Below are 24,904 nucleotides of genomic sequence, written 5' to 3' on the forward strand. Positions count from 1 at the left end.
ATGGACTGGAGTCATTACCGCTTCCGCAGCGTGTGGGACCTGCCCGCGCCGCCGACCGACGTGTACGTCGCCCTGGAACAGGCCCAGGACTACCCACGCTGGTGGCCCCAGGTGCGCGAGGTGACCCCCATCGACGAACGCAGCGGCGTCATCCGGATCCGCTCGGTCCTTCCGTACGACATGACGTTCACCGCGCGTGAGGTGCGGCGCGATCCGGCGGCCGGGTCGCTGGAGATCGCGATGACCGGGGACATCGACGGCTGGGCCCGCTGGACACTCGCCTCCGACGGGCCGGGCACCCGCGCCACGTACGACCAAGAGGTCGACGTCAGCAAGCCCCTGCTGCGGCGGCTCGCGGTCCCGGGGCGGCCCGTCTTCCGCGCCAACCACGCCCTGATGATGCGCGCGGGACGGCGAGGACTCACGGCTTACCTCGAAGCGGTTTGAACCACACCCGCCGGGACCTGTATTGTTCAGTCCGTTCCCGGGCGATTAGCTCAGTGGGAGAGCGCTTCGTTCACACCGAAGAGGTCACTGGTTCGAACCCAGTATCGCCCACCCGGAGAAAGCCGGTCCGTCACCGACGGACCGGTTTTTCTGTGTCCGCGCAGGTGCGCTCAGGCCGCCGCCGGAAGCTCCGGACGCAGCGGCCACGCCGGATCCACCGCCTCCTCCGAGCCGCTGCGCGCGAACCACGCCTGGAGCCCGCGTGCCTGTGCCGCGTGCCACACCGCCTGCAGCGTGTGCAGCTCGGCCGGCGAGAGCCGCTCCAGTCGGGTCGCGAAACGGCGCCCCACCGCCCGTACGACATCCATCGAGGCCAGCGCGTCGGCCGCCGCGTCGTGCGCGCCCTCCAGGACCACGCCGTAGTGCGCGCACAGGTCGGTGAGGGTGCGGCGGCCCTTGCGATAGCGGTCCAGATGCTTGTCGAGGACCCGGGGATCGAGCACGCGCAGCGGCGTCGACTCGAACCAGTGGTCGAGGGACGAGGCGCGATGGCGGCGCAACTCCCGGTCCAGCAAGGTCAGATCGAAGGGCGCGTTCATCACCACGAGCGGGCGGCCCGCCGCGGCCTGTTCGCCCAGCTCCCGGGCTATCTCCTCCATCACCGGCGACGGCCAGCGGCCGTTGCGCTGCAGATGTTCGTCCGTGAGCCCGTGCACCGCCGTCGCCCCCGCGGGCACCGGCACTCCCGGGTTCACCAGCCATCGGGTCACCCGCGGACGGGAACCCGGGGCATCCTGGACGACGACGGCGGCCGACACGATCCGGTCGGTCTCGACGTCCACGCCCGTGGTCTCCGTGTCGAACGCGGCCAAGGGGCCCTCGTACCAGCACGTCATACGTACACAACTCCTCGTTCACCCACGGCAGCTGACGCACCGTCTTCTGCCCGTTTGGTGATACCCGGGCTGTTTGCGCCGTACGCCGGGAGGAGACAACAGAGGTACGGGTCTTTGCAGTTCAGCGGCCCGCAGCGGGGATTTACTTGGCTTGGAAGGCTGTTGGGCTCATGGCACTCGCGCAGCCCGAGCGGGGTGGGCTGCTGCCCCAGCGGACGGCACCCCATCGCGGCACGCTCGCCACCACCGCCTGCATGGAGACCTTGCAGGTGGGCTATCTGCACGCCGTCGCGGCGGCCGCGGGCTGCTCGCTGTCCCAGCCCTTTCCCGACAACGGCATCGACTGGCACGTCAGCCACAGCGCCCCCGGGCACACGGTCGACGACGAAGTCACCATCAAGGTGCAGCTCAAGTGCACGTACCAGATCCCGCCGAACCCGCCGGGGCCCGCCTTCTCCTTCACGCTCGACAACGAGCACCTGGCGAAGCTCGCCCGCACCCCGGTCTCGGTGCACAAGATCCTGGTCGTGATGCTCGTGCCCAGGTCCCAGGACGACTGGCTGCGCGCCAGCCACGACCGCCTCGACCTGCGGCACTGCTGCTACTGGACCAACCTCGCCGGACACGCCATCACCGGCCGGCGCAGGACCACCGTCCGAATACCGACGGCCCGGATCTTCGACGACCGGGCGCTCTGCGAGATCATGACGCGGGTCGGGACGGGAGGCAGACCATGACGCACCGCCCGATCGACGAAGTCCTGCGGCCGGTCAGGCCGCATCCCGTCGACACCGTCTGGAACCGGCCGCCCGAGCCCGGCCAGGTCGACCCCGCCGTGCTCAGCGCGCTCCTTCACCGGCACGGCTGGCAGCGGCGCGGGGGAGCCGCGGGACGGTACGGCCGGTGGACCCCACCCGGGCCCGGTGGCGGCGGCACGAGCCTTCTCGTGCCGGAGAACCGGGCCTTCCCCGACAGCGACGACCTGCTCGGCGAGGCCCTCGTCGCGCTCTCCCGCAGCGGTTCGCCGTCCGCGCGCGACGTGCTGGTCGCGCTCGCCGTGCCCAGCGACGAGATCCGCTGGTGGCGGGACGTGCCGACCGGGCCCGTGGGCGCCGCGCCCTGGACCGTCGAGGAGCAGCTGCGCGCGTCCGCCCGCCAGATGCTGCTCGCGGGCGCGCTGGCCACCCGCGCGCGTGCCGGCTATTACGGCGCCCGGCACCGCAGGCCCGCCGCCGCGTCCCTGGAGAACGTCCTCGTGGGCGCCGAGCCCGGCGGACGCCAGCTCACCGCCTTCGTGCCCGTCAGCACTGGGCGGCCGCTCGCCGTACGCCTGCACCAGGCGCTGTACGCGGCCCGCGAGGCCATCGACTACCAGCGGGCCACCGGTGGCATGGACGCCTTCGACGCGGCCGTCGAGGCGGGCGTCAGCCACGAGCTCATGGAGGCCCTGGTGGCCCTCGTCCGTGGCACCGAGGGAGCCCGCATCGCCGTCGAGTGGGCGCCCGCGGCCGGAACCCCCGAAGGCTGTGCCGCGCCCGCCGAGCCCGTCGAGTTCTCGCCCGGCGACCTGCCCGTCCTGCGCGAGGCCGGGGCCCGCTATCTGCGCGAGGAGCCGTCCGTGCCGGTGCGCATCACGGGTGCCGTGGTGCGCATGCGCAGGTCGGGGCCGCGCGGCGAGGGCACCGTACGGCTGCGGGTCATCGCCGGCGCCGAGGTCCCGCACGTCCGCATGACGCTCGACGAGGAGGCGTACCGGATAGCGGGCCATGCCCATCTGGTCGGGCTGCCGGTGCGGGTGCACGGGCGGCTGGAGAGCCGCGGCGGCTTCCGCCGGCTCACGGACGCCTCCGGGGTCGTACCCGTGCAGGTGGACGAGGCCGAGCGGGACCGGCTGATGAAGTCGCTCCAGGAGAACCTGGACTTCTTTGAAGAGGCGTGCAGCGAGGACTGAGACGGACGGGGGGTTATCCGTTTCGCAAAGGGGACCCCGGGCTCGGTACGATTCCTGTCTGCGTACGCGAGTGCGGCGCGCCACCTTCAGGCAGGAGAGTCCGGTGTCAGACGTCCGTGTGATCATCCAACGCGATTCCGAGCGGGAAGAGCGCGTGGTGACGACGGGCACTACGGCCGCCGATCTCTTCGACGGTGACCGCACCATCGTCGCGGCCCGCGTGGCCGGCGAGCTGAAGGACCTCGCCTACGAGGTGAAGGACGGTGAGGAGGTCGAGCCCGTCGAGATCTCCTCCGAGGACGGCCTCAACATCCTGCGCCACTCCACCGCGCACGTCATGGCGCAGGCCGTGCAGGAGCTCTTCCCCGAGGCCAAGCTGGGCATCGGCCCGCCGGTCAAGGACGGCTTCTACTACGACTTCGATGTCGCCGAGCCGTTCACGCCCGAGGACATCAAGCGCATCGAGAAGAAGATGCAGGAGATCCAGAAGCGCGGGCAGAAGTTCGCGCGCCGGGTCACCACTGACGAGGCCGCCCGCGAGGAGCTGGCCGACGAGCCGTACAAGCTGGAACTCATCGGCCTCAAGGGCAACGCCGCGCAGGCCGCCGAGGGCGCCGACGCCGAGGTCGGCGGCGGCGAGCTGACGATCTACGACAACCTCGACGCCAAGACCGGCGAGCTGTGCTGGAAGGACCTCTGCCGCGGTCCCCACCTGCCCACCACCCGCAACATCCCGGCGTTCAAGCTGATGCGCTCGGCCGCCGCCTACTGGCGGGGCAGCGAGAAGAACCCGCAGCTCCAGCGCATCTACGGCACCGCCTGGCCGTCCAAGGACGAGCTGAAGGCGTACCTGGACTTCCTCGTCGAGGCCGAGAAGCGCGACCACCGCAAGCTCGGCGCCGAGCTGGACCTCTTCTCCATCCCGGAGGAGCTGGGCTCCGGCCTCGCGGTCTTCCACCCCAAGGGCGGCATCGTCCGCCGCGAGATGGAGACCTACTCGCGCAAGCGCCACGAGGACGCGGACTACGAGTTCGTGAACACCCCGCACATCTCGAAGGAAAACCTCTTCGTGACCTCGGGGCACCTGCCGAACTACGGGGACGCGATGTTCCCGCCGCTGGAGTTCGACGGGCAGAACTACCGCCTCAAGGCGATGAACTGCCCCATGCACAACCTGATCTTCAAGGCGCGCGGCCGTTCCTACCGCGAGCTGCCGCTGCGGCTCTTCGAGTTCGGCACGGTGTACCGCTACGAGAAGTCGGGCGTCGTGCACGGTCTGACCCGCGCCCGTGGCTTCACGCAGGACGACTCGCACATCTACTGCACCAAGGAGCAGATGGCGAGCGAGCTGGACTCGCTGCTCACCTTCGTCCTGGACCTGCTGCGCGACTACGGCCTGAACGACTTCGAGCTGGAGCTGTCCACCCGCGACGACTCCCCGAAGTTCATCGGTGAGGACGCGGAGTGGGAGGAGGCCACCGACGCGCTGCGCCAGGCGGCCGAGAAGCAGGGCCTCCCGCTGGTTCCCGACCCGGGCGGCGCCGCGTACTACGGCCCGAAGATCTCCGTCCAGGCCAAGGACGCCATCGGCCGCTCCTGGCAGATGTCCACCGTCCAGGTCGACTTCCAGCAGCCCAAGCGGTTCAACCTGGAGTACACCGCGGCGGACGGCTCCAAGCAGCAGCCGGTCATGATCCACCGCGCGCTGTTCGGTTCGATCGAGCGCTTCTTCGCGGTGCTCCTGGAGCACTACGCGGGCGCGTTCCCGGCGTGGCTGGCGCCCGTGCAGGCGATCGGCATCCCGATCGGCGACGCGCACGTGCCGTACCTGGCCGAGTTCGCCAAGAAGGCGAAGGCCGCGGGGCTGCGCGTCGAGGTCGACGGATCCTCGGACCGCATGCAGAAGAAGATCCGCAACGCTCAGAAGCAGAAGGTGCCCTTCATGGTCATCGCGGGCGACGAGGACATGACGGCCGGCGCCGTTTCCTTCCGCTACCGCGACGGCTCGCAGGAGAACGGCATCCCGGTCGACGAGGCGATCGCCAAGATCGTGAAGATCGTCGAGGAGCGCGCGCAGGTCTGACGCGTACGTGGTGTGAGGCCCCCGGGGAGCTCAGCTCCCTGGGGGCCTTTCCTCGTCCTCGCGGGAGAACACCTGCAGCAGCCACGACGAGAACGAACCCGTGACCGCGCCGAGCAACGCCAGGCCGCACCCCATCAGCCCCACTGCGATCGCGCGCCCCTTCAGCGTCACCGGTGTCACATCCCCGTACCCCACCGTCGACAGCGTGGAGCAGGTCCACCACACCGAGTCCCCGAAGGTCTGGATCGTGGCGTGCGGCGCCGCGTGCTCCGCCTGGTAGACGGAGAGGGCGCCCGCGAAGCCGATCAATGTGACCGACAGGCCCGCGTAGACGACCACGCGCGCGTGCAGGGAGAGCCGGGGCTGCCCGTGGCGGCGCTGCACGGCCTCGTAGGTCTTCACCACGCGCACGGGGCGCAGCAGGGGCAGGACCAGCACCACGGTGTCCAGCCAGTGCGACCGTACGAAGCGGAGACGCTGCCCGCTCAGCCGCCAGCGCACCGCGAAGTCGACGCCGAACACCGCCCAGGCGGCCAGCATCGCCGCCAGGCAGGCGTCCCGCGCGGCGGCGGGCAGACCGTGACCCAGGACGAGGACCGCGTACGAGGCGAGGAACACCAGGGAGGCCGAGGCGAGCAGCAGTCCGGTGCGCTGCTCCCAGCGGGCCTGTGGGCTGTCGTCGTCCATCGGCCCAGCTTGGCCCCGGACGTATGGAGGAGAGCCCCGCCGACACGCCGCGAACGGGCGAAGCAATATGCTGCACATCATGACGAGTGAGCCGGAGCAGCAGATCGGAGTGGGAACGCAGGACGCGTTCCAGCGCTTGTGGACGCCCCATCGGATGGCTTACATCCAGGGTGAGAACAAGCCCACCGGCCCGGGGGCCGATGACGGCTGTCCCTTCTGTTCGATCCCGGCCAAGTCCGACGAGGACGGGCTGATCGTGAAGCGCGGCGAGCAGGTGTACGCGGTGCTCAACCTCTACCCGTACAACGGCGGCCACCTCATGGTCGTGCCCTACCGCCATGTCGCGGACTACACGGACCTGACGGACCCGGAGACCGCCGAACTCGGCGAGCTGACCAAGCAGGCCATGACCGCGCTGCGTACCGCCTCGGGCGCGCACGGCTTCAACATCGGCATGAACCAGGGCACGGTCGCGGGCGCCGGCATCGCCGCCCACCTCCACCAGCACATCGTCCCCCGCTGGGGCGGCGACACCAACTTCATGCCGGTCGTCGGCCACACCAAGGTGCTGCCCCAGCTGCTCGCGGACACCCGCAAGATGCTGGCGGAAGCCTGGCCGACGGCCTCCTGATCCCGGCTTCCGACTCCGGTGCCTCGCGGGGCACCGGAGCCTGCGCCGCCGAGGGACGCTACGCGTCGTACATGTCCGCCTTCCGGGGCATCGGGTCCTGAACCGCGGTGCTGAGGAACGACGACCGGTTGCCGAACTTCTCCGTGTCGACCCCGTTCTCCTCCAGCACCCTGATCGCCGCAGAGTGCACCACACGCAGCACAGGTGCCGCCGCCCGCAGCGCGTCGTCCGCCATGAACCGGTGCCGCCACGGCTGATCGGCCCAGGCGTGCCGCAGCCCGAAGGGCTCAGGCAGCGTCAGGGTCCCGCCCAGCCAGTTGAGAAACGGCGGATACCAGGTGAAGGGCGCCCGCGCGGTGAGCCGCACGACCTCGTCCGTGGTGACCAGCGGCAGATTCACCTTGCGGGTCTCCCAGAACTTGACCGCCTTCGCGACCTCCTTCGTCGGGGCCTCCGGCTTGGTGGTGAAGAGCGAGTTCACCGGACCCAGGGCATGCCCGGTGACCTCGATGCGCAGCGTCTCGTGCAGCACCGTCACGGTGATCAGCATGGTGATGACCAACTGACCGTCCCAGAGCGTCCATTGGACCCCGAGGTAGTGCCGGTCGCCGCTGCCGAACTGCTGCTTGTTGCAGATGTCCTGTATGGCGTGGGTCTTGATCGTGTACGCGTCCACATCCGTACCGCCCGGCCGGGACACCGCCTTGGCGTTCTCGCCGATCGGCGTGACGATCCAGTGCTTTATCGAAGGGGCCGGAAAACCACCGGTGTTGAGCGGGCCGCGCTCCAGCATGCGCAGCTGGTCGTGGATGGACCGGATGACGTCCCAGCTGCGGAAGGGGTGGATCTCCTTGTCCGCGTCCCGCGCCACCAGGTCCTCGGCGAGCTGCCAGCTGCCCCAGCGGGTGCCCATGCCGAGTATGCCCTTGGGGCCCGCGTAGAAGACCGAGTTCGACTGCTGCTCCGCGGTGAGCCGGGCGAGGGCCTGGCGCAGCCGCTCCGCCGCGGTCTCACCGGGGCTGCCCGGCACCGCCTCGGGGATCTTCGCGCCGATGCCGCCGCCGGACAGGAGGCTGTCCCACCGGTCGCGCAGGTCCTTGGCGGTGCGCTCGCAGATCTGTTTGGCCCAGAGCCAGCCCACGACCGGGATGACGACCGACGCGCGGGCATACCAGGCCCAGAATCCGGTGAACGGCATCTTGACGAGGAAGAGCACGGCGAGGGCGCCGACGGCGATCAGGAGCGTGGTGGCGAGGGCGGAGGCGCGCTTGTCCTCGCGCTCGGCGATCGTGGACCGGATCTGGAAGACCAGCAGCCAGACCAGGAGCCCGGGCAGGAAGAGCACTCCGCACAGCACCATCACGGCCGACAGCCGGTTGTCCCGCTCCCTGCGGATGCGGTTGGCCGCCAGGCAGTGCTCCACGACGACCTGCGGCTCGGTGCCGAAGGACTGGATGAGCGGCTTGCGGCCGCCGCCCAGCATGCGGTCCTGGACGGCCCGCGCGAAGGCCTCGCCGAGATTCGGCGCGAACAGCTTGATCTTTCCGGCCTTGACGGTGGATTTGTGCCATTCGTTGTCGGCCTTGAGGATCTCCGTGACCTCGGCGTCCCGGTACGCCGCCGAGGCCAGTGCGAAGGTCGCCGCCGTCTGTCCCGCGGAGCCCGAGAGCGGCACCTGCGCCCCGGGACTGAAATCGAAACCGTCGAATGCCACTTCCGCCCCCTCGCCGCAGTCCCGCTGGTGCGGCATTTTCCCGACTTCCGTGCCCCGCACACCTGTTGATCAGGTCATCGTCTTGATCAGGTTCTCAGAGTATCGGCCGGGACCGACATTCGTCGGCGGACGGCCGAAGCCGCCCGCCGACTGATGAAGCGCCGAACCGTCAGGCGTCCTGCGTCTGTTCGCGGATCCGTTCGGCGATCTGAGGAGGCATCGGCTCGTGCCGCGCGTAACTGCGGTTGAAGCGCGCGGTGCCGTGCGAGAGGGAGCGCAGATCGACGGCGTACCGTCCGATCTCGATCTCCGGGACCTCGGCCCGTACGAGGGTGCGCCCGCCGCCCGCCTGCTCGGTGCCGACGACCCGGCCGCGCCGCCCCGACAGGTCGCTCATCACGGCGCCCACGTAGTCGTCGCCGACCAGCACCGTCACCTCGGCCACCGGCTCCAGGAGATGGATCCTGGCGTCGGCGGCGGCCTCGCGCAGGGCGAGCGCGCCCGCCGTCTGGAACGCGGCGTCGGAGGAGTCCACCGAGTGCGCCTTGCCGTCGAGCAGCGTGATCCGTACGTCGATGAGCGGGTACCCCGCGGCCACTCCCTTGGCGGCCTGGACGCGTACGCCCTTCTCGACGGACGGGATGAACTGCCGTGGCACGGCGCCGCCGACGACCTTGTCCACGAACTCGATGCCCGAGCCGTTCGGCAGCGGTTCGACCTCGATCTCGCAGATCGCGTACTGGCCGTGCCCGCCGGACTGCTTCACATGGCGGCCGCGTCCTGCGGACCTGTCCGCGAACGTCTCCCGTAGGGAGACCTTGTGCGGGATCACGTCGACCTGGACGCCGTAGCGGTTGCGCAGCCGCTCCAGGGCGACGTCCGCGTGGGCCTCTCCCAGGCACCACAGGACGACCTGGTGGGTGTTCTGGTTCTGTTCCAGGCGCATGGTGGGGTCCTCGGCGACCAGCCGGCCGAGGCCCTGCGAGAGCTTGTCCTCGTCGGCCTTGCTGTGCGCCTGGATGGCGAGCGGCAGCAGCGGGTCCGGCATCTGCCACGGCTCCATGAGCAGCGGGTCGTCCTTGGCCGAGAGAGTGTCTCCGGTCTCGGCGCGGTTCAGCTTCGCCACGCACGCGAGGTCGCCCGCGATGCAGTGCGTGAGGCCACGCTGCTGCTTGCCGAACGGCGTGGACAGGGCGCCGATGCGCTCGTCGACGTCGTGGTCCTCGTGGCCGCGGTCCGTCAGCCCGTGCCCGGAGACGTGCACCGTCTCGTCGGGGCGCAGGGTGCCCGAGAAGACCCGTACGAGCGAGACGCGGCCCACGTAGGGGTCGGACGCGGTCTTCACGACCTCCGCGACCAGCGGCCCGTTCGGATCGCAGGCCTTGAGCTCGCGGGCCCGGCCGTCCGGGGTGGTGACGGTGGGCGCCTGGCGCTCCAGCGGGGTCGGGAAGCCGCCCGTGACGAGCTCGAGGAGCTCGACCGTGCCGAGCCCCTGGCGGGCGCCCTCGGCGGCCGGAGCGGCGGCCAGTACCGGGAAGAAGGTTCCGCGCGCCACGGCCCGTTCCAGGTCCTGCACGAGGGTCTTGAGGTCGATCTCCTCGCCGCCGAGATAGCGGTCCATGAGGGTCTCGTCCTCGCTCTCGGCGATGATCCCCTCGATCAGCCGGTTGCGCGCCTCCTCGATGAGCGGCAGTTGGTCGGGTCCCGGCTCCGCCTCCTTGCGCTCCCCGGAGGAGTAGTCGAACAGCCGCTGGGACAGCAGCCCGATCAGACCCGTCACGGGCGCGTGCCCGTCGGGACCCTCCTCGCCGTGCAGCGGCAGATACAGCGGCAGTACGGCGTCGGGATCGTCCGCGCCGAAGGCCTCCGCGCAGATCCGGGTCATCTCCTCGAAGTCCGCTCGGGCGGATTCGAGGTGAGTGATCACGATGGCCCGCGGCATGCCGACCGCCGCGCACTCCTCCCACACCATCCGGGTCGAGCCGTCCACCCCGTCCGAGGCCGAGACCACGAAAAGGGCCGCGTCCGCCGCTCGCAGACCGGCCCTCAGTTCCCCGACGAAGTCGGCGTATCCGGGGGTGTCCAGAATATTGATCTTGTATCCGTCCCATTCGACGGGTACCAGGGAGAGCTGCACCGAGCGCTGCTGCCGGTGCTCGATCTCGTCGTAGTCGGAGACGGTGCCGCCGTCCTCCACGCGGCCCGCCCGGTTCACCGCTCCCGCCGTCAGCGCGAGAGCTTCCACCAGAGTCGTCTTGCCCGATCCGCTGTGGCCGACCAGCACCACATTCCGTACGGACGCGGGGTGGTCGGCCGCCGTAGCCCTGCCGGCGGCTCCGGGGTGTGCGTTCGCCTTGTCGCCCATGGCCTTGCCTCCCGTGCACGGTGAGGTCACTTTGGGCGCGGACATGCGGAATCCGCGTGCAGTGGCGGCTCCGTCGACGCCCGCGGTGTCTTCGAGCTTTGCACTCGCGTCACGGTGCGTCCATACGGCGGACGCGATCGTGCCGTGACACCGACGCAAGCCGGCCGTGACACGGGGTGCGGGTGCCCGACCGTCGCACAAGCGCACGCGTGGCTACGATGGGCCAGCCGGTGGCCAGCAGGGGCCGCGCGGCCACACCGACCCTCGGGAAGGCCATGCTGAACAAGTACGCGCGTGCATTCTTTACGCGTGTCCTCACACCGTTCGCCGCGTTTCTCATCCGCCGGGGGGTAAGCCCCGACACGGTCACCCTCCTGGGCACGGCCGGAGTGATGGCGGGCGCGCTGGTCTTCTACCCCCGGGGGGAGTTCTTCTGGGGCACGATCGTCATCACGCTCTTCGTGTTCTCGGACCTCGTCGACGGCAACATGGCGCGCCAGCTCGGCCGCTCCAGCCGCTGGGGAGCCTTCCTGGACTCGACGCTCGACCGGGTCGCCGACGGCGCGATCTTCGGCGGCTTCGCGCTCTGGTACGCGGGCGGCGGCGACAACAACGTCCTGTGCGCCGTCTCGATCTTCTGCCTGGCCAGCGGCCAGGTGGTCTCGTACACCAAGGCCCGCGGCGAGTCGATCGGCCTGCCGGTCGCGGTCAACGGTCTCGTCGAGCGCGCCGAGCGCCTGGTGATCTCGCTGGTCGCGGCCGGGCTCGCGGGCCTGCACAAGTTCGGGGTTCCCGGCATCCAGGTCCTGCTGCCCATCGCGCTGTGGATCGTCGCCGTCGGCAGCCTCGTCACGCTGATCCAGCGCGTCGTGACGGTGCGCAGGGAGTCCGCGGAGGCGGACGCCGCCGCGGCCGCCCAGAACAGCGAGGCGGCGTCGTGACCAGCCTCCAGGACAGGCTGGTGGACGGGGCGTACGCGCTCGGCTGGAGCACCGTCAAGAAGCTCCCCGAGCCGGTCGCCGTGCGGCTCGGCCGGACCATCGCCGACCTCGCCTGGAAGAAGCGCGGCAAGGGCGTACAGCGCCTGGAGAGCAACTACGCGCGCGTGGTGCCCGACGCGACCCCGGAGCGGCTCGCCGAGCTCTCCAGGGCGGGCATGCGCTCGTATCTGCGCTACTGGATGGAGTCCTTCCGGCTCCCGGCGTGGAGCCAGGAGCGCGTGAAGACGGGCTTCGACCCGAAGGACGCGCACTACCTCACCGAGGGGATCGCCTCCGACAAGGGCCTCATCCTCGCCCTCCCGCACATGGGCAACTGGGATCTCGCGGGCGCCTGGGTCACCACCAAACTCGAAACGCCCTTCACGACCGTCGCCGAGCGTCTCAAGCCCGAATCGCTGTACGACCGTTTCGTCGCCTATCGCGAGGGCCTGGGCATGGAGGTCCTGCCGCACAGCGGTGGCACCGCGTTCGGCACGCTGGCCCGGCGACTGCGCGACGGCGGCCTGGTCTGCCTGGTCGCCGAACGCGACCTGTCCGCGTCGGGCGTCGAGGTGGAGTTCTTCGGCGAGGCCACCCGGATGCCCGCGGGACCGGCCCTGCTCGCCCAGCAGACAGGCGCCACCCTCCTGCCGGTGACCCTCTGGTACGACGAATCGCCCGTGATGCAGGGCCGTGTGCATCCCCCCGTCGAAGTCCCGGAAACAGGCACCCGGGCCGAAAAGACGTCTGCCATGACGCAGGCGTTGGCCGACGCCTTCGCCACGGGGATCGCCGACCACCCGGAGGACTGGCACATGCTGCAGCGCTTGTGGCTCAAGGACCTCGATCCTGCGAAGGGCCCCGAGAAGGATCCCGAGAAGGATCCCGAGAAGGATCCCGAGAAGGATCCCGAGAAGGGGACCCCGTGAGGATCGGCATCGTCTGCCCGTACTCCTGGGACGTGCCGGGCGGCGTCCAGTTCCACATCCGCGATCTGGCCGAGCACCTCATCCGCCTCGGACACGAGGTGTCGGTCCTCGCCCCCGCCGACGACGAGACACCGCTGCCGCCGTACGTCGTCTCGGCGGGCCGCGCGGTCCCGGTGCCGTACAACGGCTCCGTGGCGCGCCTGAACTTCGGCTTCCTGTCGGCGGCCCGGGTGCGGCGCTGGCTGCACGACGGCACGTTCGACGTGGTCCACATCCACGAGCCGTCCTCGCCGTCGCTGGGGCTGCTGACGTGCTGGGCCGCGCAGGGCCCGATCGTCGCGACCTTCCACACCTCGAACCCGCGCTCCAGGGCGATGGTCGCCGCGTACTCGATCCTCCAGGCGGCTCTGGAGAAGATCAGCGCGCGGATCGCGGTGAGCGAGTACGCGCGGCGCACCCTCGTCGAGCACCTGGGCGGCGACGCCGTCGTCATCCCGAACGGCGTCGACGTCGACTTCTTCGCCCGCGCCGAGCCCAAGGCCGAGTGGCAGGGCGAGACCCTCGGCTTCGTCGGCCGCATCGACGAGCCCCGCAAGGGCCTGCCGGTGCTCATGAAGGCCCTGCCGAAGATCCTCGCCGAGCGCCCGCGGACACGGCTCCTGGTCGCGGGGCGCGGTGACCAGGAGGAGGCCGTCGAGAGCCTGCCGGCCGAGATGCGCTCGCGCGTCGAGTTCCTCGGCATGGTCAGCGACGAGGACAAGGCGCGTTTCCTGCGCAGCGTCGACCTCTACGTCGCGCCCAACACCGGCGGCGAGAGCTTCGGGATCATCCTGGTCGAGGCGATGTCGGCGGGCGCGCCGGTGCTCGCCTCCGACCTCGACGCCTTCGCCCAGGTCCTCGACCAGGGCGCGGCGGGCGAGCTGTTCGCCAACGAGGACGCCGATGCGCTGGCCGCTGCCGCCGTACGGCTGCTCGGCGACCCCGAGCGCCGAGCCGAGCTGCGCGCGCGGGGGAGCGCCCATGTGCGGCGCTTCGACTGGGAGACGGTCGGGGCGGACATCCTGTCCGTATACGAGACCGTGACGGACGGTGCGGCGGCGGTGGCCGCGGACGAACGCACCGGGTTGCGGGCGCGGTTCGGGCTGGCCCGGGACTGAGCGTGTCGGACCCCTCCGCCTCGGATGAGCGAGCGTCGTGCTGCGCACCCGCGCGCGGGGAGGTCAGTTCACTTTTCCAACTGGCCGCACCCGCTCCACGAAGTGGCGGCGGCTCCGGGCATGACGCCTCCGCGGTCGCCTTGCCCGGTGGCGAGTTCCACATGGGTGACTCGTTCGGCGAGGGGTATCCGGACGACGGCGAGGGGCCGGTCCGTACGGTCACTGTCGCGCCCTTCCGGATCGACGCGACCGCCGTCACCAACGCCCGGTTCGCCGACTTCGTGTGCGCGGCCGGGTACCGGACCGAGGCGGAGCGGTACGGCAGTTCGTTCGTGTTCCATCTGTCGTTGCACCCCGATGCGCGACACGCGGTGATGGGGGCCGTCGCCGCCGCGCCCTGGTGGCTGGGCGTCGAGGGTGCCTCCTGGAGCGCGCCCGAGGGACCCGGCTCGGATCTCGCCGGGCGCGCAGACCACCCGGTCGTGCACGTCTCGTACCACGACGCGCTCGCGTACTGCTCCTGGGCGGGCGCCCGGCTGCCCACCGAGGCCGAGTGGGAGTACGCGGCCCGGGGCGGCCTTGACGGGCGCCGCTATCCCTGGGGCGACGATGTCACGCCGGGCGGCCAGGAGCGGATGAACACCTGGCGGGGCGACTTCCCCCGGGTCAGCACGCGCCCGGGCGGCGGCTCCGGGACCGTTCCCGTGGACACGTACGAGCCCAACGGCTTCGGGCTGTACAACACGTCGGGCAACGTCTGGGAGTGGTGCGCCGACGCCTTCTCCGCGGCGGACGCCGGCCAGCGCGTCATCCGCGGCGGCTCGTACTTGTGCCACGCCTCCTACTGCAACCGCTACCGCGTGGCCGCCCGGTCGAAGAACACACCCGACTCCTCGACCGGGCACGGCGGGTTCCGTTGCGCCTGGGACCGCCAAGAGCCGTGACCTCACCCGGGTAGCCTTGCCGCCCGTGACCGCAACCCTCATCTGGATCCTCGTCGGCCTCGTCGCCATCGGCCTCTACCTGAGCTGGACCGCCGGGCGTCTCGACCGGCTGCACGCCCGCATCGACGCCGCCCGCGCCGCCCTCGACGCGCAGCTGCTGCGCCGCGCCTCGGTCGCGCAGGAGCTGGCCACGTCCGGGGTCCTCGATCCGGCCGCCTCGATCGTGCTGTACGAGGCGGCACACGCGGCTCGGCAGGCCGAGGAGGAGCAGCGCGAGGTGGCCGAGAGCGAGCTGAGCCAGGCGTTGCGGGCCGTGTTCGGGGAGGTGCAGCAGGTCGAGGCGGTGCGGGCGGTTCCCGGTGGGGAGGAGGCTGCGGGCGAGCTGGCGCAGGCCGTGCGGCGTGTACCGATGGCACGGCGCTTCCACAACGACGCCGTGCGCGCCGCGCGCGCCCTCCGTCGCCACCGCAAGGTCCGCTGGTTCCGCCTGGCCGGTCACGCCCCCTTCCCGATGGCCTTCGAGATGGACGACGAGCCACCGACGGCCCTGGCGGACCGTCCGACCAGCTGAGCGAGGAGTTGTTCCGCCCCGATCCGCGAACGCCTGAGGGGCTGGTTTTCAGCCCGTCCGGCGTTCATGGAGGAGCGCGAAGCACGATCCGGGGGTCTGGGGCGGAGCCCCAGGGACGATGGGGGTCCCCCTCGCTCGAGCGAAGCCGAGAGTGGGGGAGGGTAGGGGCGGAGGGGGCGAAAAAAATCCACCGGCTCCCCATTGGCCCTTGCTGTGGCCTGCTCCACTCACGTTTCCTCGAAGCTGCAGAAACCCTCTTTCACCGAGTGAGGTCAACCCGTGTCCAGCACGCTCTCCAACTCCGCCCAGACTCCCGAGATCGGCACCGCCCGTGTGAAGCGCGGCATGGCCGAGCAGCTCAAGGGCGGCGTGATCATGGACGTGGTCAACGCCGAGCAGGCGAAGATCGCCGAGGACGCCGGCGCCGTGGCCGTCATGGCCCTGGAGCGGGTCCCCGCCGACATCCGCAAGGACGGCGGCGTGGCCCGTATGTCGGACCCGAACATGATCGAGGAGATCATCGACGCGGTCTCGATCCCGGTCATGGCAAAGTCGCGCATCGGCCACTTCGTCGAGGCCCAGGTGCTGCAGTCCCTCGGCGTCGACTACATCGACGAGTCCGAGGTCCTCACCCCGGCCGACGAGGTCAACCACTCCGACAAGTGGGCCTTCACGACCCCCTTCGTCTGCGGCGCCACCAACCTCGGTGAGGCCCTGCGCCGCATCGCCGAGGGCGCGGCCATGATCCGCTCCAAGGGCGAGGCCGGCACCGGCAACGTCGTCGAGGCCGTCCGCCACCTGCGCCAGATCAAGAACGAGATCGCCAAGCTGCGCGGCTTCGACAACAACGAGCTGTACGCCGCCGCCAAGGAGCTGCGCGCCCCGTACGAGATCGTCAAGGAGGTCGCCGAGCTGGGCAAGCTCCCGGTCGTCCTCTTCTCCGCCGGTGGCGTCGCCACCCCGGCCGACGCCGCGCTGATGCGCCAGCTCGGCGCCGAGGGCGTCTTCGTCGGCTCCGGCATCTTCAAGTCCGGCGACCCGGCCAAGCGCGCCGCCGCCATCGTGAAGGCCACCACCTTCTACGACGACCCGAAGATCATCGCGGACGCGTCCCGCAACCTGGGCGAGGCCATGGTCGGCATCAACTGCGACACCCTCCCCGAGGCCGAGCGCTACGCGAACCGTGGCTGGTAGTCACCCCATGAACACTCCTGTCATAGGCGTCCTGGCCCTCCAGGGCGACGTACGGGAGCACCAGATCGCCCTGGCCGCGGCCGACGCCGTGGCCAGGCCGGTTCGGCGCCCCGAGGAACTCGCCGAGGTCGATGGCCTCGTCATCCCCGGCGGTGAGTCCACCACCATCTCCAAGCTGGCCGTCCTCTTCGGCCTGATGGAACCCCTCCGCGCGCGCGTGCGGGACGGTATGCCCGTCTACGGCACCTGCGCGGGCATGATCATGCTCGCCGACAAGATCCTCGACCCGCGCTCGGGCCAGGAGACCATCGGCGGCATCGACATGATCGTGCGCCGCAACGCCTTCGGACGCCAGAACGAGTCCTTCGAGGCGGCGGTCGACGTCAACGGCGTCGAGGGCGATCCTGTAGAGGGCGTCTTCATCCGCGCCCCCTGGGTCGAGTCCGTGGGTGCCGAGGCCGAGGTGCTCGCCGAGCACAACGGTCACATCGTCGCCGTACGCCAAGGCAACGCGCTCGCCACGTCGTTCCACCCGGAGCTGACCGGCGACCACCGCGTGCATGGCCTGTTCGTCGACATGGTGCGCGCGAACCGGACACCGGAGTCCTTGTAGGATCTGGGGGTCCCCCCAGGCTCTTGCAGTCCGGGGGAGTTCGTACCGGATGGGTTACGCGAAGGAGACAGGCAGATGTCCGGCCACTCTAAATGGGCCACGACGAAGCACAAGAAGGCCGTGATCGACGCCAAGCGCGGCAAGCTCTTCGCGAAGATGATCAAGAACATCGAGGTCGCGGCCCGCACGGGTGGTGCCGACCCGGCCGGCAACCCGACGCTGTTCGACGCCATCCAGAAGGCCAAGAAGAGCTCGGTCCCGAACAAGAACATCGACTCCGCGGTCAAGCGTGGCGCCGGTCTCGAGGCCGGTGGCGCCGACTACGAGACGATCATGTACGAGGGTTACGGCCCGAACGGTGTCGCGGTGCTCATCGAGTGCCTCACCGACAACCGCAACCGCGCCGCCTCGGACGTCCGTGTCGCGATGACGCGCAACGGCGGCAACATGGCCGACCCGGGTTCCGTCTCGTACCTGTTCAACCGCAAGGGCGTCGTGATCGTCCCCAAGGGTGAGCTGGCCGAGGACGACGTCCTGGGTGCCGTGCTCGACGCGGGCGCCGAAGAGGTCAACGACCTGGGTGAGTCCTTCGAGGTCATCTCCGAGGCCACCGACCTCGTCGCGGTGCGCACCGCGCTCCAGGACGCCGGGATCGACTACGACTCCGCCGACGCCAACTTCGTCCCGACCATGCAGGTCGAGCTGGACGAGGAGGGCGCCCGGAAGATCTTCAAGCTGATCGACGCACTCGAGGACAGCGACGACGTGCAGAACGTCTTCGCCAACTTCGACGTCAGCGACGAGGTCATGGAGAAGGTCGACGCCTGAGCCGCCGACAGCCGAACGGGCCGACGGGACACCCCCGTCGGCCCGTCGCTTTGTCAGTGGCACCCGATAGCCTGCACAAACTGGGGGCACCTCCCAGCGGTAGCTGGGGGAGATCGAAGGAGGGGCCGAGTGCGGGTGCTGGGCGTTGACCCCGGGTTGACCCGGTGCGGTATCGGTGTGGTGGAAGGAGTCCCCGGCCGCCCACTGACCATGCGCGGCGTCGGTGTCGTACGGACCCCGGTGGACGCCGAGTTGGGCCTGCGCCTGGTCGCCATCGAGCAAGGCATCGAGCAGTGGCTCGACGAGTACGAGCCCGAATTCATCGCCGTGGAGCGGGTGTTCAGCCAGCACAACGTGCGGACGGTGATGGGCACGGCCCAGGCCAGCGCCGTCGCCATGCTCTGCGCCGCCCGGCGCGGCATCCCCGTCGCCCTGCACACCCCGAGCGAGGTCAAGGCGGCCGTCACCGGCAACGGACGCGCGGACAAGGCCCAGGTCGGCGCGATGGTCACCCGGCTGCTCCGGCTCGACGCGCCCCCCAAGCCCGCCGACGCGGCGGACGCCCTCGCTCTCGCCATCTGCCACATCTGGCGCGCCCCCGCCCAGAACAGACTCCAGCAGGCCGTCGCCCTGCACGCATCGAAAGGGCGTACCGCATGATCGCCTTTGTCAGCGGCCCGGTCGCCGCCCTCGCCCCCGACTCCGCGGTGGTCGAGGTCGGCGGCATCGGCATCGCCGTCCAGTGCACGCCCAACACGCTCTCCGGGCTGCGCATGGGCCACCAGACCAAGCTCGCCACCTCCCTCGTCGTACGCGAGGACTCGCTGACCCTGTACGGCTTCGCGGACGACGACGAGCGGCAGACCTTCGAGCTGCTCCAGACCGCGAGCGGTGTCGGCCCGCGGCTGGCCCAGGCGATGCTCGCCGTGCACACGCCGGACGCCCTGCGCCGCGCGGTGTCGACCGGAGACGAGAAGGCGCTCACCGCCGTCCCCGGCATCGGCAAGAAGGGCGCCCAGAAGCTCCTGCTCGAACTGAAGGACCGGCTCGGCGCGCCCCTCGGCACGAGCACGGGGGTCGGGGCCCCGGTCAGCACCGGCTGGCGCGACCAGCTGCACGCCGCGCTCATCGGCCTCGGGTACGCGACGCGCGAGGCCGACGAGGCGGTCTCCGCGGTCGCCCCGCAGGCCGAGGCCGCCGAGAGCACACCCCAGGTCGGCCAGCTGCTGAAGGCCGCCCTCCAGACCCTGAACCGCGCCCGCTGAACCACCGGCCGCCTCCGCGGACCTCGAATCGCGCCGGCTGAACCACCGGCCGCCCCCGCGGACCTCGAATCGCGCCCGCTCCACCGCCGCCCCACCACCACACCGCGAGGCACACGTAATGAACTGGGACGACACGACCGACGAAGCCGCCGCCGAGCGGCTCGTCGGCCCCGCCGCGGAGCGGCTAGTGGGCTCTGTCGCCGACCGCGAGGACCAGGCCGTCGAGGCCGCGCTGCGCCCCAAGGACCTGGACGAGTTCATCGGCCAGGAGAAGGTCCGCGAGCAGCTCGACCTCGTCCTGCGCGCGGCACGCGCGCGTGGCGCCACCGCCGACCACGTGCTCCTCTCCGGTGCCCCGGGACTCGGCAAGACCACCCTCTCGATGATCATCGCGGCCGAGATGGAAGCCCCGATCCGCATCACCAGCGGCCCCGCCATCCAGCACGCGGGCGACCTCGCCGCGATCCTCTCCTCGCTCCAGGAGGGCGAGGTCCTCTTCCTCGACGAGATCCACCGCATGTCCCGGCCCGCCGAGGAGATGCTCTACATGGCGATGGAGGACTTCCGCGTCGACGTCATCGTCGGCAAGGGCCCCGGCGCCACCGCCATCCCGCTCGAACTGCCGCCGTTCACCCTGGTCGGGGCCACCACGCGCGCGGGCCTGCTGCCGCCCCCGCTGCGCGACCGCTTCGGCTTCACCGCGCACATGGAGTTCTACGAGCCCGCCGAGCTGCAGCGCGTCATCCACCGCTCGGCCCATCTGCTCGACGTCGAGATCGGCTCGGAAGGCGCCGCCGAGATCGCGGGCCGCTCCCGGGGCACGCCCCGTATCGCCAACCGTCTGCTGCGCCGCGTACGCGACTATGCGCAGGTCAAGGCCGACGGCATCATCACCCGCGAGATCGCGTCGGCCGCGCTGAAGGTCTACGAGGTCGACGCCCGGGGCCTCGACCGCCTCGACCGCGGCGTCCTCGAAGCCCTGCTCAAGCTCTTCGGCGGCGGCCCGGTCGGCCTGTCCACCCTCGCCGTCGCGGTGGGGGAGGAGCGCGAGACCGTCGAGGAGGTCGCCGAGCCCTTCCTCGTACGGGAAGGACTGCTCGCCCGTACTCCCCGTGGCCGCGTGGCCACACCTGCCGCATGGGCGCATCTCGGCCTCACCCCGCCCCGCCAGGCGACTGGTGGAAACGGACAACAGGACCTGTTCGGGGCGTGACGATGGGGTTCCCCCGCTCGAGCGATGCCGAGAGTGGGGGAGGGTACGTGCAAGGCAGGAACCCCGGTGCCATGCTGAGCGTTGTTCCATGAGTGCGGACTCGCTTAGACTCCGCCGATGCCGCCCTTGTGGGCGGCGCCGACCACCCCCATCCACCAGGCCGCTCACCGCGCGGCTGTGCGAAGGAATCTCCGTCCCGTGAATATGTTGACCCTCCTCCCGTTCATCGTGCTCATCGGGGCCATGTTCCTGATGACCCGCTCGGCCAAGCGCAAGCAGACGCAGGCCGCGCAGATGCGCAACGAGATGCAGCCCGGCACCGGCGTCCGCACGATCGGCGGCATGTACGCAACGGTGAAGGAGGTCAACGAGGAGACGGTCCTCCTTGACGCGGCCCCCGGCGTCGACCTCGTCTTCGCCAAGAACTCGATCGGCGCCGTCCTCTCCGACGACGAGTACAACCGCATCGTCCACGGCATCGAGCACGACCTGAAGACCGACGCCGCCGTCGTCCCGGACGACGCCTCCTCCCTCACCGAGACCGACGAGCCCGCCGCCGACGCCTCTTCCGACGCTTCCGACGACAAGCCCATCGACCTCGGCAAGAAGGACGCCGCGGACGAGCAGGCCGACGAGCCCGTCGACGCGAAGGCCGACGAGGCAGCCGAGGCGAAGGCCGACGAAGCAGAGCCGAAGAAGACCGACGGCGAGGCCGACGCGAAGTAGCCACGACCCGGGAACGCGGCGCGACCCGCTCGCGCCCCGCGCTTCCCGGGACGTGCTGTTCTCGCACGGAATCCCGACACCATGTCATGGCCGCCCGCGCGCTTACCCGGCGCAAGGCGGCCCGAGAGGGAGTACGAGAAGGTGGCAGCACCGAAGAAGGGCCGGAGCGCGAGCGCCCAGAGCAGGCCGGGGCGCTCGCTGGCCCTCATCCTGATCGCCATCGTGGCGCTCACCGGGGGGATGTTCCTCTCCGGGCACCCCACCCCGCGTCTCGGCATCGACCTCGCCGGCGGCACGAGCATCACGCTCGAGGCGAAGAACGAGCCCGGCCAGCCCAACGCGATCAACAAGACCAACATGAACACCGCGGTCGACATCATGAACCGCCGTGTCAATGGTCTTGGCGTCTCCGAGGCAGAGGTCCAGACCCAGGGCGACAAGAACATCATCGTCAACATCCCCAAGGGCACGAACTCCAAGCAGGCCCGGGAGCAGGTCGGCACCACCGCCAAGCTCTACTTCCGTCCGGTCCTGGCCAGCGAGGCCTCCGGCAGCGCCGCGTCGGCCAGCCCGTCGGCCAGCGCCTCCGGCAGCGCGTCCAGCAGCCCCTCCAGCAGCGCCTCCACCAAGGCCACGGACAAGGCGACCTCGTCGAGCTCCGCGAGCCCCACGGCCACCGCCACCTCCCAGGGCCGTGCGGTCACCGATGCCTTGAAGGCCGACTCCACGCCGTCCGCGAGCAGCTCGGCGAGCAGCTCCGCGAGCTCCTCGGCCTCCGCCAGCGCCTCGCCGTCCGCGAGCGCCAGCGCCGACGCCGCGACCGCCAAGCTCCAGGCCGAGTACACCGCGCTCGACTGCACCGACAAGGCGGCCCGCGCCAAGGCCGGTGACGGCGCCAAGCCCACCGATTCGACCGTGGCCTGCGGCGAGTCCAGCGGTGTCTGGTACAAGTACGTCCTCGGCCCCGCCGCGCTCTCGGGTACCGATGTCAAGAAGGCCGCGGCCGTCTACGACACCACGAGCGCCGTGGGCTGGAAGGTCACCATGGACTTCACGTCCAGTGGCACCAAGAAGTTCGCCAGCATCACGGGCACGCTCGCGCAGAACACGACCCCGCAGAACGAGTTCGGCATCGTCCTCGACGGTGAGGTCGTCTCCGCCCCTTACGTCAAGGAGGCGCTGACCGGCGGCAGCGCCGAGATCTCCGGCAGCTTCTCGCAGACCGAGGCCCAGGACCTGGCCAACATGCTGAAGTACGGCGCCCTGCCGCTCACCTTCAAGGAGGCGAGCGTCACCACGGTGACCGCCGCGCTCGGTGGTGAGCAGCTGCACGCCGGTCTGATCGCGGGCGCGATCGGCCTGGCCCTGGTCATCATCTACCTGGTGGTCTACTACCGGGGCCTGTCGATCATCGCCATCGCCTCCCTGCTGGTCTCCGCCGCCCTCACGTACGTGATCATGTCGCTGCTCGGCCCCGCCATCGGCTTCGCGCTCAACCTGCCGGCCGTCTGTGGCGCCATCGTCGCGATCGGCATCACAGCCGACTCGTTCATCGTGTTCTTCGAACGCATCCGTGACGAGATCCGCGAGGGCCGCTCGCTGCGGCCCGCCGTCGAGCGGGCCTGGCCGCGCGCCCGGCGCACCATCCTGGTCTCCGACTTCGTGTCGTTCCTCGCCGCCGCCGTGCTCTTCATCGTCACCGTCGGCAAGGTCCAGGGCTTCGCGTTCACGCTCGGTCTGACCACCGTGCTCGACGTGGTCGTCGTCTTCTTCTTCACCAAGCCGCTGATGACGATCCTCGCCCGCAAGAAGTTCTTCGCGAGCGGTCACAGCTGGTCCGGCCTCGACCCGAAGCGACTGGGCGCCAAGCCACCGCTGCGCCGCACCCGTCGCCCCTCCGCCCCCGTCGACACGAAGGAGGCGTGAGATGTCGAAGCTCGGCACCCTCGGCGCCCGGCTGCACCGCGGCGAGATCGGCTACGACTTCGTCGGCAAGCGCAAGATCTGGTACGGCATCTCGATCCTGATCACCATCACGGCCATCCTCGGCCTGACGGTGCGCGGCCTGAACATGGGCATCGAGTTCCAGGGCGGAGCCGTCTTCACCACCGAGAAGACCAGTGTCTCGGCGTCCCAGGCGGAGACGTACGCGCAGGACGCGTCCGGCCACGACGCGATCGTCCAGAAGCTCGGCAACGGCGGCCTGCGCATCCAGATCGCCGGCATCGACACCGGCAAGTCGGACCAGATCAAGGATGCGCTCTCCAAGGACCTGAAGGTCGACTCGGAGAAGATCAACGCCGACCTGGTCGGCCCCAGCTGGGGTGACCAGATCGCCAACAAGGCCTGGGAGGGCCTGGCGATCTTCATGGTCCTCGTCGTGATCTACCTGGCGATCGCCTTCGAGTGGCGCATGGCCGTGGCCGCGCTCGTCGCCCTGATCCACGACATCACCATCACGGTCGGCATCTACGCCCTGGTCGGCTTCGAGGTCACCCCGGGCACCGTGATCGGTCTGCTCACGATCCTCGGTTACTCGCTCTACGACACGGTCGTCGTCTTCGACAGTCTCAAGGAGCAGACGAAGGACATCACCAAGCAGACCCGCTACACGTACAGCGAGATCGCCGACCGCTCGATCAACGGCACCCTGGTCCGCTCGATCAACACCACGGTGGTCGCGCTGCTGCCGGTCGCGGGCCTGCTGTTCATCGGTGGCGGTGTCCTCGGCGCGGGCATGCTCAACGACATCTCGCTGTCGCTGTTCGTCGGCCTCGCCGCCGGTGCGTACTCCTCGATCTTCATCGCCACGCCGCTGGTCGCCGACCTCAAGGAGCGCGAGCCGCAGATGAAGGCCCTCAGGAAGCGCGTGCTCGCCAAGCGCGCCCAGGCCGCCGCGAAGGGTGAGTCCCTGGAGCCCCAGGCCTCCGAGGAGCCGCTGGACGACGACGAGCCGGAGGACGCCGCCCCGGCGGTCGTCGGCCCGCGCCACCAGCCCGCGTCCCGCAACCGGGGCCGCGGCCGACCTTCGGGGAAGCGCCGATGACCGGCATCGAAGAGCTGCTGCTCAGCCGTATCCGCGACGTGGCCGACTACCCGGAGCCGGGTGTGATGTTCAAGGACATCACCCCGCTCCTGGCGGACCCGGCGGCGTTCATGGCGCTCACCGACACTCTCGCGGACATCGCCGTGCGCAACGAGGCCACGAAGATCGTCGGCCTGGAGGCCCGCGGCTTCATCCTCGGCGCCCCGGTCGCCGTCCGCGCCGGGCTCGGCTTCATCCCCGTACGCAAGGCGGGCAAGCTCCCCGGAGCGACCCTGTCGCAGTCGTACGACCTTGAGTACGGCTCCGCCGAGATCGAGGTGCACGCCGAGGACCTGGTCGCGGGCGACCGCGTCATGGTCGTCGACGACGTCCTCGCCACCGGCGGCACCGCCGAGGCCTCGCTCCAGCTCATCCGCCGGGCGGGCGCCGAGGTCGCGGGCGTCGCCGTGCTGATGGAGCTCGGTTTCCTCGGCGGCCGCGGCCGCCTGGAGCCGGCCCTCGCGGGCGCTCCGCTGGAGGCGCTCCTCAAGGTCTGAGGATCGAAGTCTGAGCACCTTGAGGAAAGTCTCGGGAAAGCCTTGGGAAAGGCCTGAGACACCCGTACGACACCGCGGAGGCGGGCCCGGAGGAATCCGGCGCCCGCCTCTCGTGTTCCTCCTGTACG

At 70.3% G+C, this 24,904-nt stretch carries 24 protein-coding genes and 1 tRNA gene; 21 read left to right on the forward strand and 4 right to left on the reverse strand.

Annotated elements, in window-relative coordinates:
• Positions 1–447, forward strand: a complete 447-nt coding sequence (locus ACZ4WS_RS10230; RefSeq protein WP_467978963.1) for an SRPBCC family protein — start codon at positions 1–3, stop codon at positions 445–447.
• Positions 448–486: 39 nt separating this feature from the next.
• Positions 487–558, forward strand: a tRNA-Val gene (locus ACZ4WS_RS10235).
• A 59-nt stretch (positions 559–617) separates the two neighbouring features.
• On the opposite strand, the gene ACZ4WS_RS10240 is transcribed toward ACZ4WS_RS10235, so the two are convergent.
• Positions 618–1,343: an exonuclease domain-containing protein gene (locus ACZ4WS_RS10240; RefSeq protein ID WP_467978965.1), complete on the reverse strand. Its 726-nt coding sequence runs from the start codon at positions 1,341–1,343 to the stop codon at positions 618–620.
• A gap of 170 nt (positions 1,344–1,513) precedes the next feature.
• Here ACZ4WS_RS10240 and ACZ4WS_RS10245 point away from each other — a divergent pair, with 170 nt between their 5' ends.
• From ACZ4WS_RS10245 to thrS, 3 genes are all read left to right on the forward strand, one after another.
• The gene (locus tag ACZ4WS_RS10245; RefSeq protein ID WP_362020980.1) at positions 1,514–2,080 is read left to right on the forward strand and encodes a DUF4365 domain-containing protein; all 567 of its coding nucleotides are present in this window, start codon (positions 1,514–1,516) and stop codon (positions 2,078–2,080) included.
• On the forward strand, positions 2,077–3,294 hold the full coding sequence (locus ACZ4WS_RS10250; protein ID WP_467978967.1) for a hypothetical protein: 1,218 nt from the start codon (positions 2,077–2,079) through the stop codon (positions 3,292–3,294). Before ACZ4WS_RS10245 ends, ACZ4WS_RS10250 begins: the two co-directional genes overlap by 4 nt.
• 103 nt (positions 3,295–3,397) lie before the next feature.
• Complete coding sequence (gene thrS, locus ACZ4WS_RS10255) at positions 3,398–5,377, forward strand: threonine--tRNA ligase (RefSeq protein WP_467978968.1); 1,980 nt, start codon at positions 3,398–3,400, stop codon at positions 5,375–5,377.
• 30 nt (positions 5,378–5,407) lie between these two features.
• Here the strand turns inward: thrS and ACZ4WS_RS10260 are convergent, their stop codons facing one another.
• A complete protein-coding gene (locus tag ACZ4WS_RS10260; RefSeq protein WP_467978970.1) occupies positions 5,408–6,064 on the reverse strand; it encodes a potassium channel family protein in 657 nt (218 codons plus the stop codon).
• 67 nt (positions 6,065–6,131) lie between these two features.
• Between ACZ4WS_RS10260 and ACZ4WS_RS10265 the strand changes: the two genes are divergently transcribed.
• Positions 6,132–6,695 (forward strand): HIT family protein, encoded by a 564-nt coding sequence (locus ACZ4WS_RS10265; protein ID WP_467978971.1) that lies wholly within the window; start codon positions 6,132–6,134, stop codon positions 6,693–6,695.
• Between the two features lie 58 nt (positions 6,696–6,753).
• Here the strand turns inward: ACZ4WS_RS10265 and ACZ4WS_RS10270 are convergent, their stop codons facing one another.
• Positions 6,754–8,445: a hypothetical protein gene (locus ACZ4WS_RS10270; RefSeq protein WP_467978972.1), complete on the reverse strand. Its 1,692-nt coding sequence runs from the start codon at positions 8,443–8,445 to the stop codon at positions 6,754–6,756.
• A gap of 133 nt (positions 8,446–8,578) precedes the next feature.
• The gene (locus ACZ4WS_RS10275) at positions 8,579–10,774 is read right to left on the reverse strand and encodes an elongation factor G-like protein EF-G2 (protein ID WP_467979270.1); all 2,196 of its coding nucleotides are present in this window, start codon (positions 10,772–10,774) and stop codon (positions 8,579–8,581) included.
• Between the two features lie 218 nt (positions 10,775–10,992).
• Between ACZ4WS_RS10275 and pgsA the strand changes: the two genes are divergently transcribed.
• The 15 genes from pgsA to ACZ4WS_RS10350 all read left to right on the forward strand — a co-directional run bounded on the left by pgsA (position 10,993) and on the right by ACZ4WS_RS10350 (position 24,776).
• Entirely contained in the window at positions 10,993–11,715 is a 723-nt protein-coding gene (gene pgsA, locus ACZ4WS_RS10280; protein ID WP_467979273.1) for a phosphatidylinositol phosphate synthase, read from the forward strand.
• A complete protein-coding gene (locus tag ACZ4WS_RS10285; protein WP_467978974.1) occupies positions 11,712–12,683 on the forward strand; it encodes a phosphatidylinositol mannoside acyltransferase in 972 nt (323 codons plus the stop codon). Before pgsA ends, ACZ4WS_RS10285 begins: the two co-directional genes overlap by 4 nt.
• A complete protein-coding gene (locus ACZ4WS_RS10290) occupies positions 12,680–13,840 on the forward strand; it encodes a glycosyltransferase family 4 protein (protein WP_467978975.1) in 1,161 nt (386 codons plus the stop codon). Before ACZ4WS_RS10285 ends, ACZ4WS_RS10290 begins: the two co-directional genes overlap by 4 nt.
• An 80-nt stretch (positions 13,841–13,920) precedes the next feature.
• Positions 13,921–14,784, forward strand: coding sequence for a formylglycine-generating enzyme family protein (locus ACZ4WS_RS10295; RefSeq protein WP_467979275.1), 864 nt, complete (start codon positions 13,921–13,923; stop codon positions 14,782–14,784).
• Between the two features lie 25 nt (positions 14,785–14,809).
• On the forward strand, positions 14,810–15,355 hold the full coding sequence (locus tag ACZ4WS_RS10300; RefSeq protein WP_467978977.1) for a LemA family protein: 546 nt from the start codon (positions 14,810–14,812) through the stop codon (positions 15,353–15,355).
• 279 nt (positions 15,356–15,634) lie between these two features.
• Entirely contained in the window at positions 15,635–16,549 is a 915-nt protein-coding gene (gene pdxS / locus ACZ4WS_RS10305; RefSeq protein WP_467978979.1) for a pyridoxal 5'-phosphate synthase lyase subunit PdxS, read from the forward strand.
• A gap of 7 nt (positions 16,550–16,556) precedes the next feature.
• Complete coding sequence (gene pdxT, locus ACZ4WS_RS10310; RefSeq protein WP_467978981.1) at positions 16,557–17,162, forward strand: pyridoxal 5'-phosphate synthase glutaminase subunit PdxT; 606 nt, start codon at positions 16,557–16,559, stop codon at positions 17,160–17,162.
• Positions 17,163–17,237: 75 nt separating this feature from the next.
• On the forward strand, positions 17,238–17,990 hold the full coding sequence (locus tag ACZ4WS_RS10315) for a YebC/PmpR family DNA-binding transcriptional regulator (protein WP_467978983.1): 753 nt from the start codon (positions 17,238–17,240) through the stop codon (positions 17,988–17,990).
• A gap of 129 nt (positions 17,991–18,119) precedes the next feature.
• On the forward strand, positions 18,120–18,650 hold the full coding sequence (gene ruvC, locus ACZ4WS_RS10320; RefSeq protein WP_467978985.1) for a crossover junction endodeoxyribonuclease RuvC: 531 nt from the start codon (positions 18,120–18,122) through the stop codon (positions 18,648–18,650).
• A complete protein-coding gene (ruvA, locus tag ACZ4WS_RS10325; RefSeq protein ID WP_467978987.1) occupies positions 18,647–19,255 on the forward strand; it encodes a Holliday junction branch migration protein RuvA in 609 nt (202 codons plus the stop codon). The genes ruvC and ruvA overlap by 4 nt, the downstream gene beginning before the upstream one ends.
• Before the next feature lie 118 nt (positions 19,256–19,373).
• Positions 19,374–20,468, forward strand: coding sequence for a Holliday junction branch migration DNA helicase RuvB (gene ruvB, locus ACZ4WS_RS10330; RefSeq protein WP_467978988.1), 1,095 nt, complete (start codon positions 19,374–19,376; stop codon positions 20,466–20,468).
• Positions 20,469–20,666: 198 nt separating this feature from the next.
• On the forward strand, positions 20,667–21,194 hold the full coding sequence (gene yajC, locus ACZ4WS_RS10335) for a preprotein translocase subunit YajC (protein ID WP_467978990.1): 528 nt from the start codon (positions 20,667–20,669) through the stop codon (positions 21,192–21,194).
• A 141-nt stretch (positions 21,195–21,335) separates the two neighbouring features.
• On the forward strand, positions 21,336–23,120 hold the full coding sequence (gene secD, locus ACZ4WS_RS10340) for a protein translocase subunit SecD (RefSeq protein ID WP_467978992.1): 1,785 nt from the start codon (positions 21,336–21,338) through the stop codon (positions 23,118–23,120).
• A gap of 1 nt (position 23,121) precedes the next feature.
• A complete protein-coding gene (secF, locus tag ACZ4WS_RS10345) occupies positions 23,122–24,240 on the forward strand; it encodes a protein translocase subunit SecF (RefSeq protein WP_467978994.1) in 1,119 nt (372 codons plus the stop codon).
• Complete coding sequence (locus tag ACZ4WS_RS10350) at positions 24,237–24,776, forward strand: adenine phosphoribosyltransferase (protein WP_467978996.1); 540 nt, start codon at positions 24,237–24,239, stop codon at positions 24,774–24,776. The genes secF and ACZ4WS_RS10350 overlap by 4 nt, the downstream gene beginning before the upstream one ends.
• Positions 24,777–24,904: the final 128 nt, after the last annotated feature.

It is taken from the genome of Streptomyces sp. NPDC029292 (assembly GCF_055569295.1).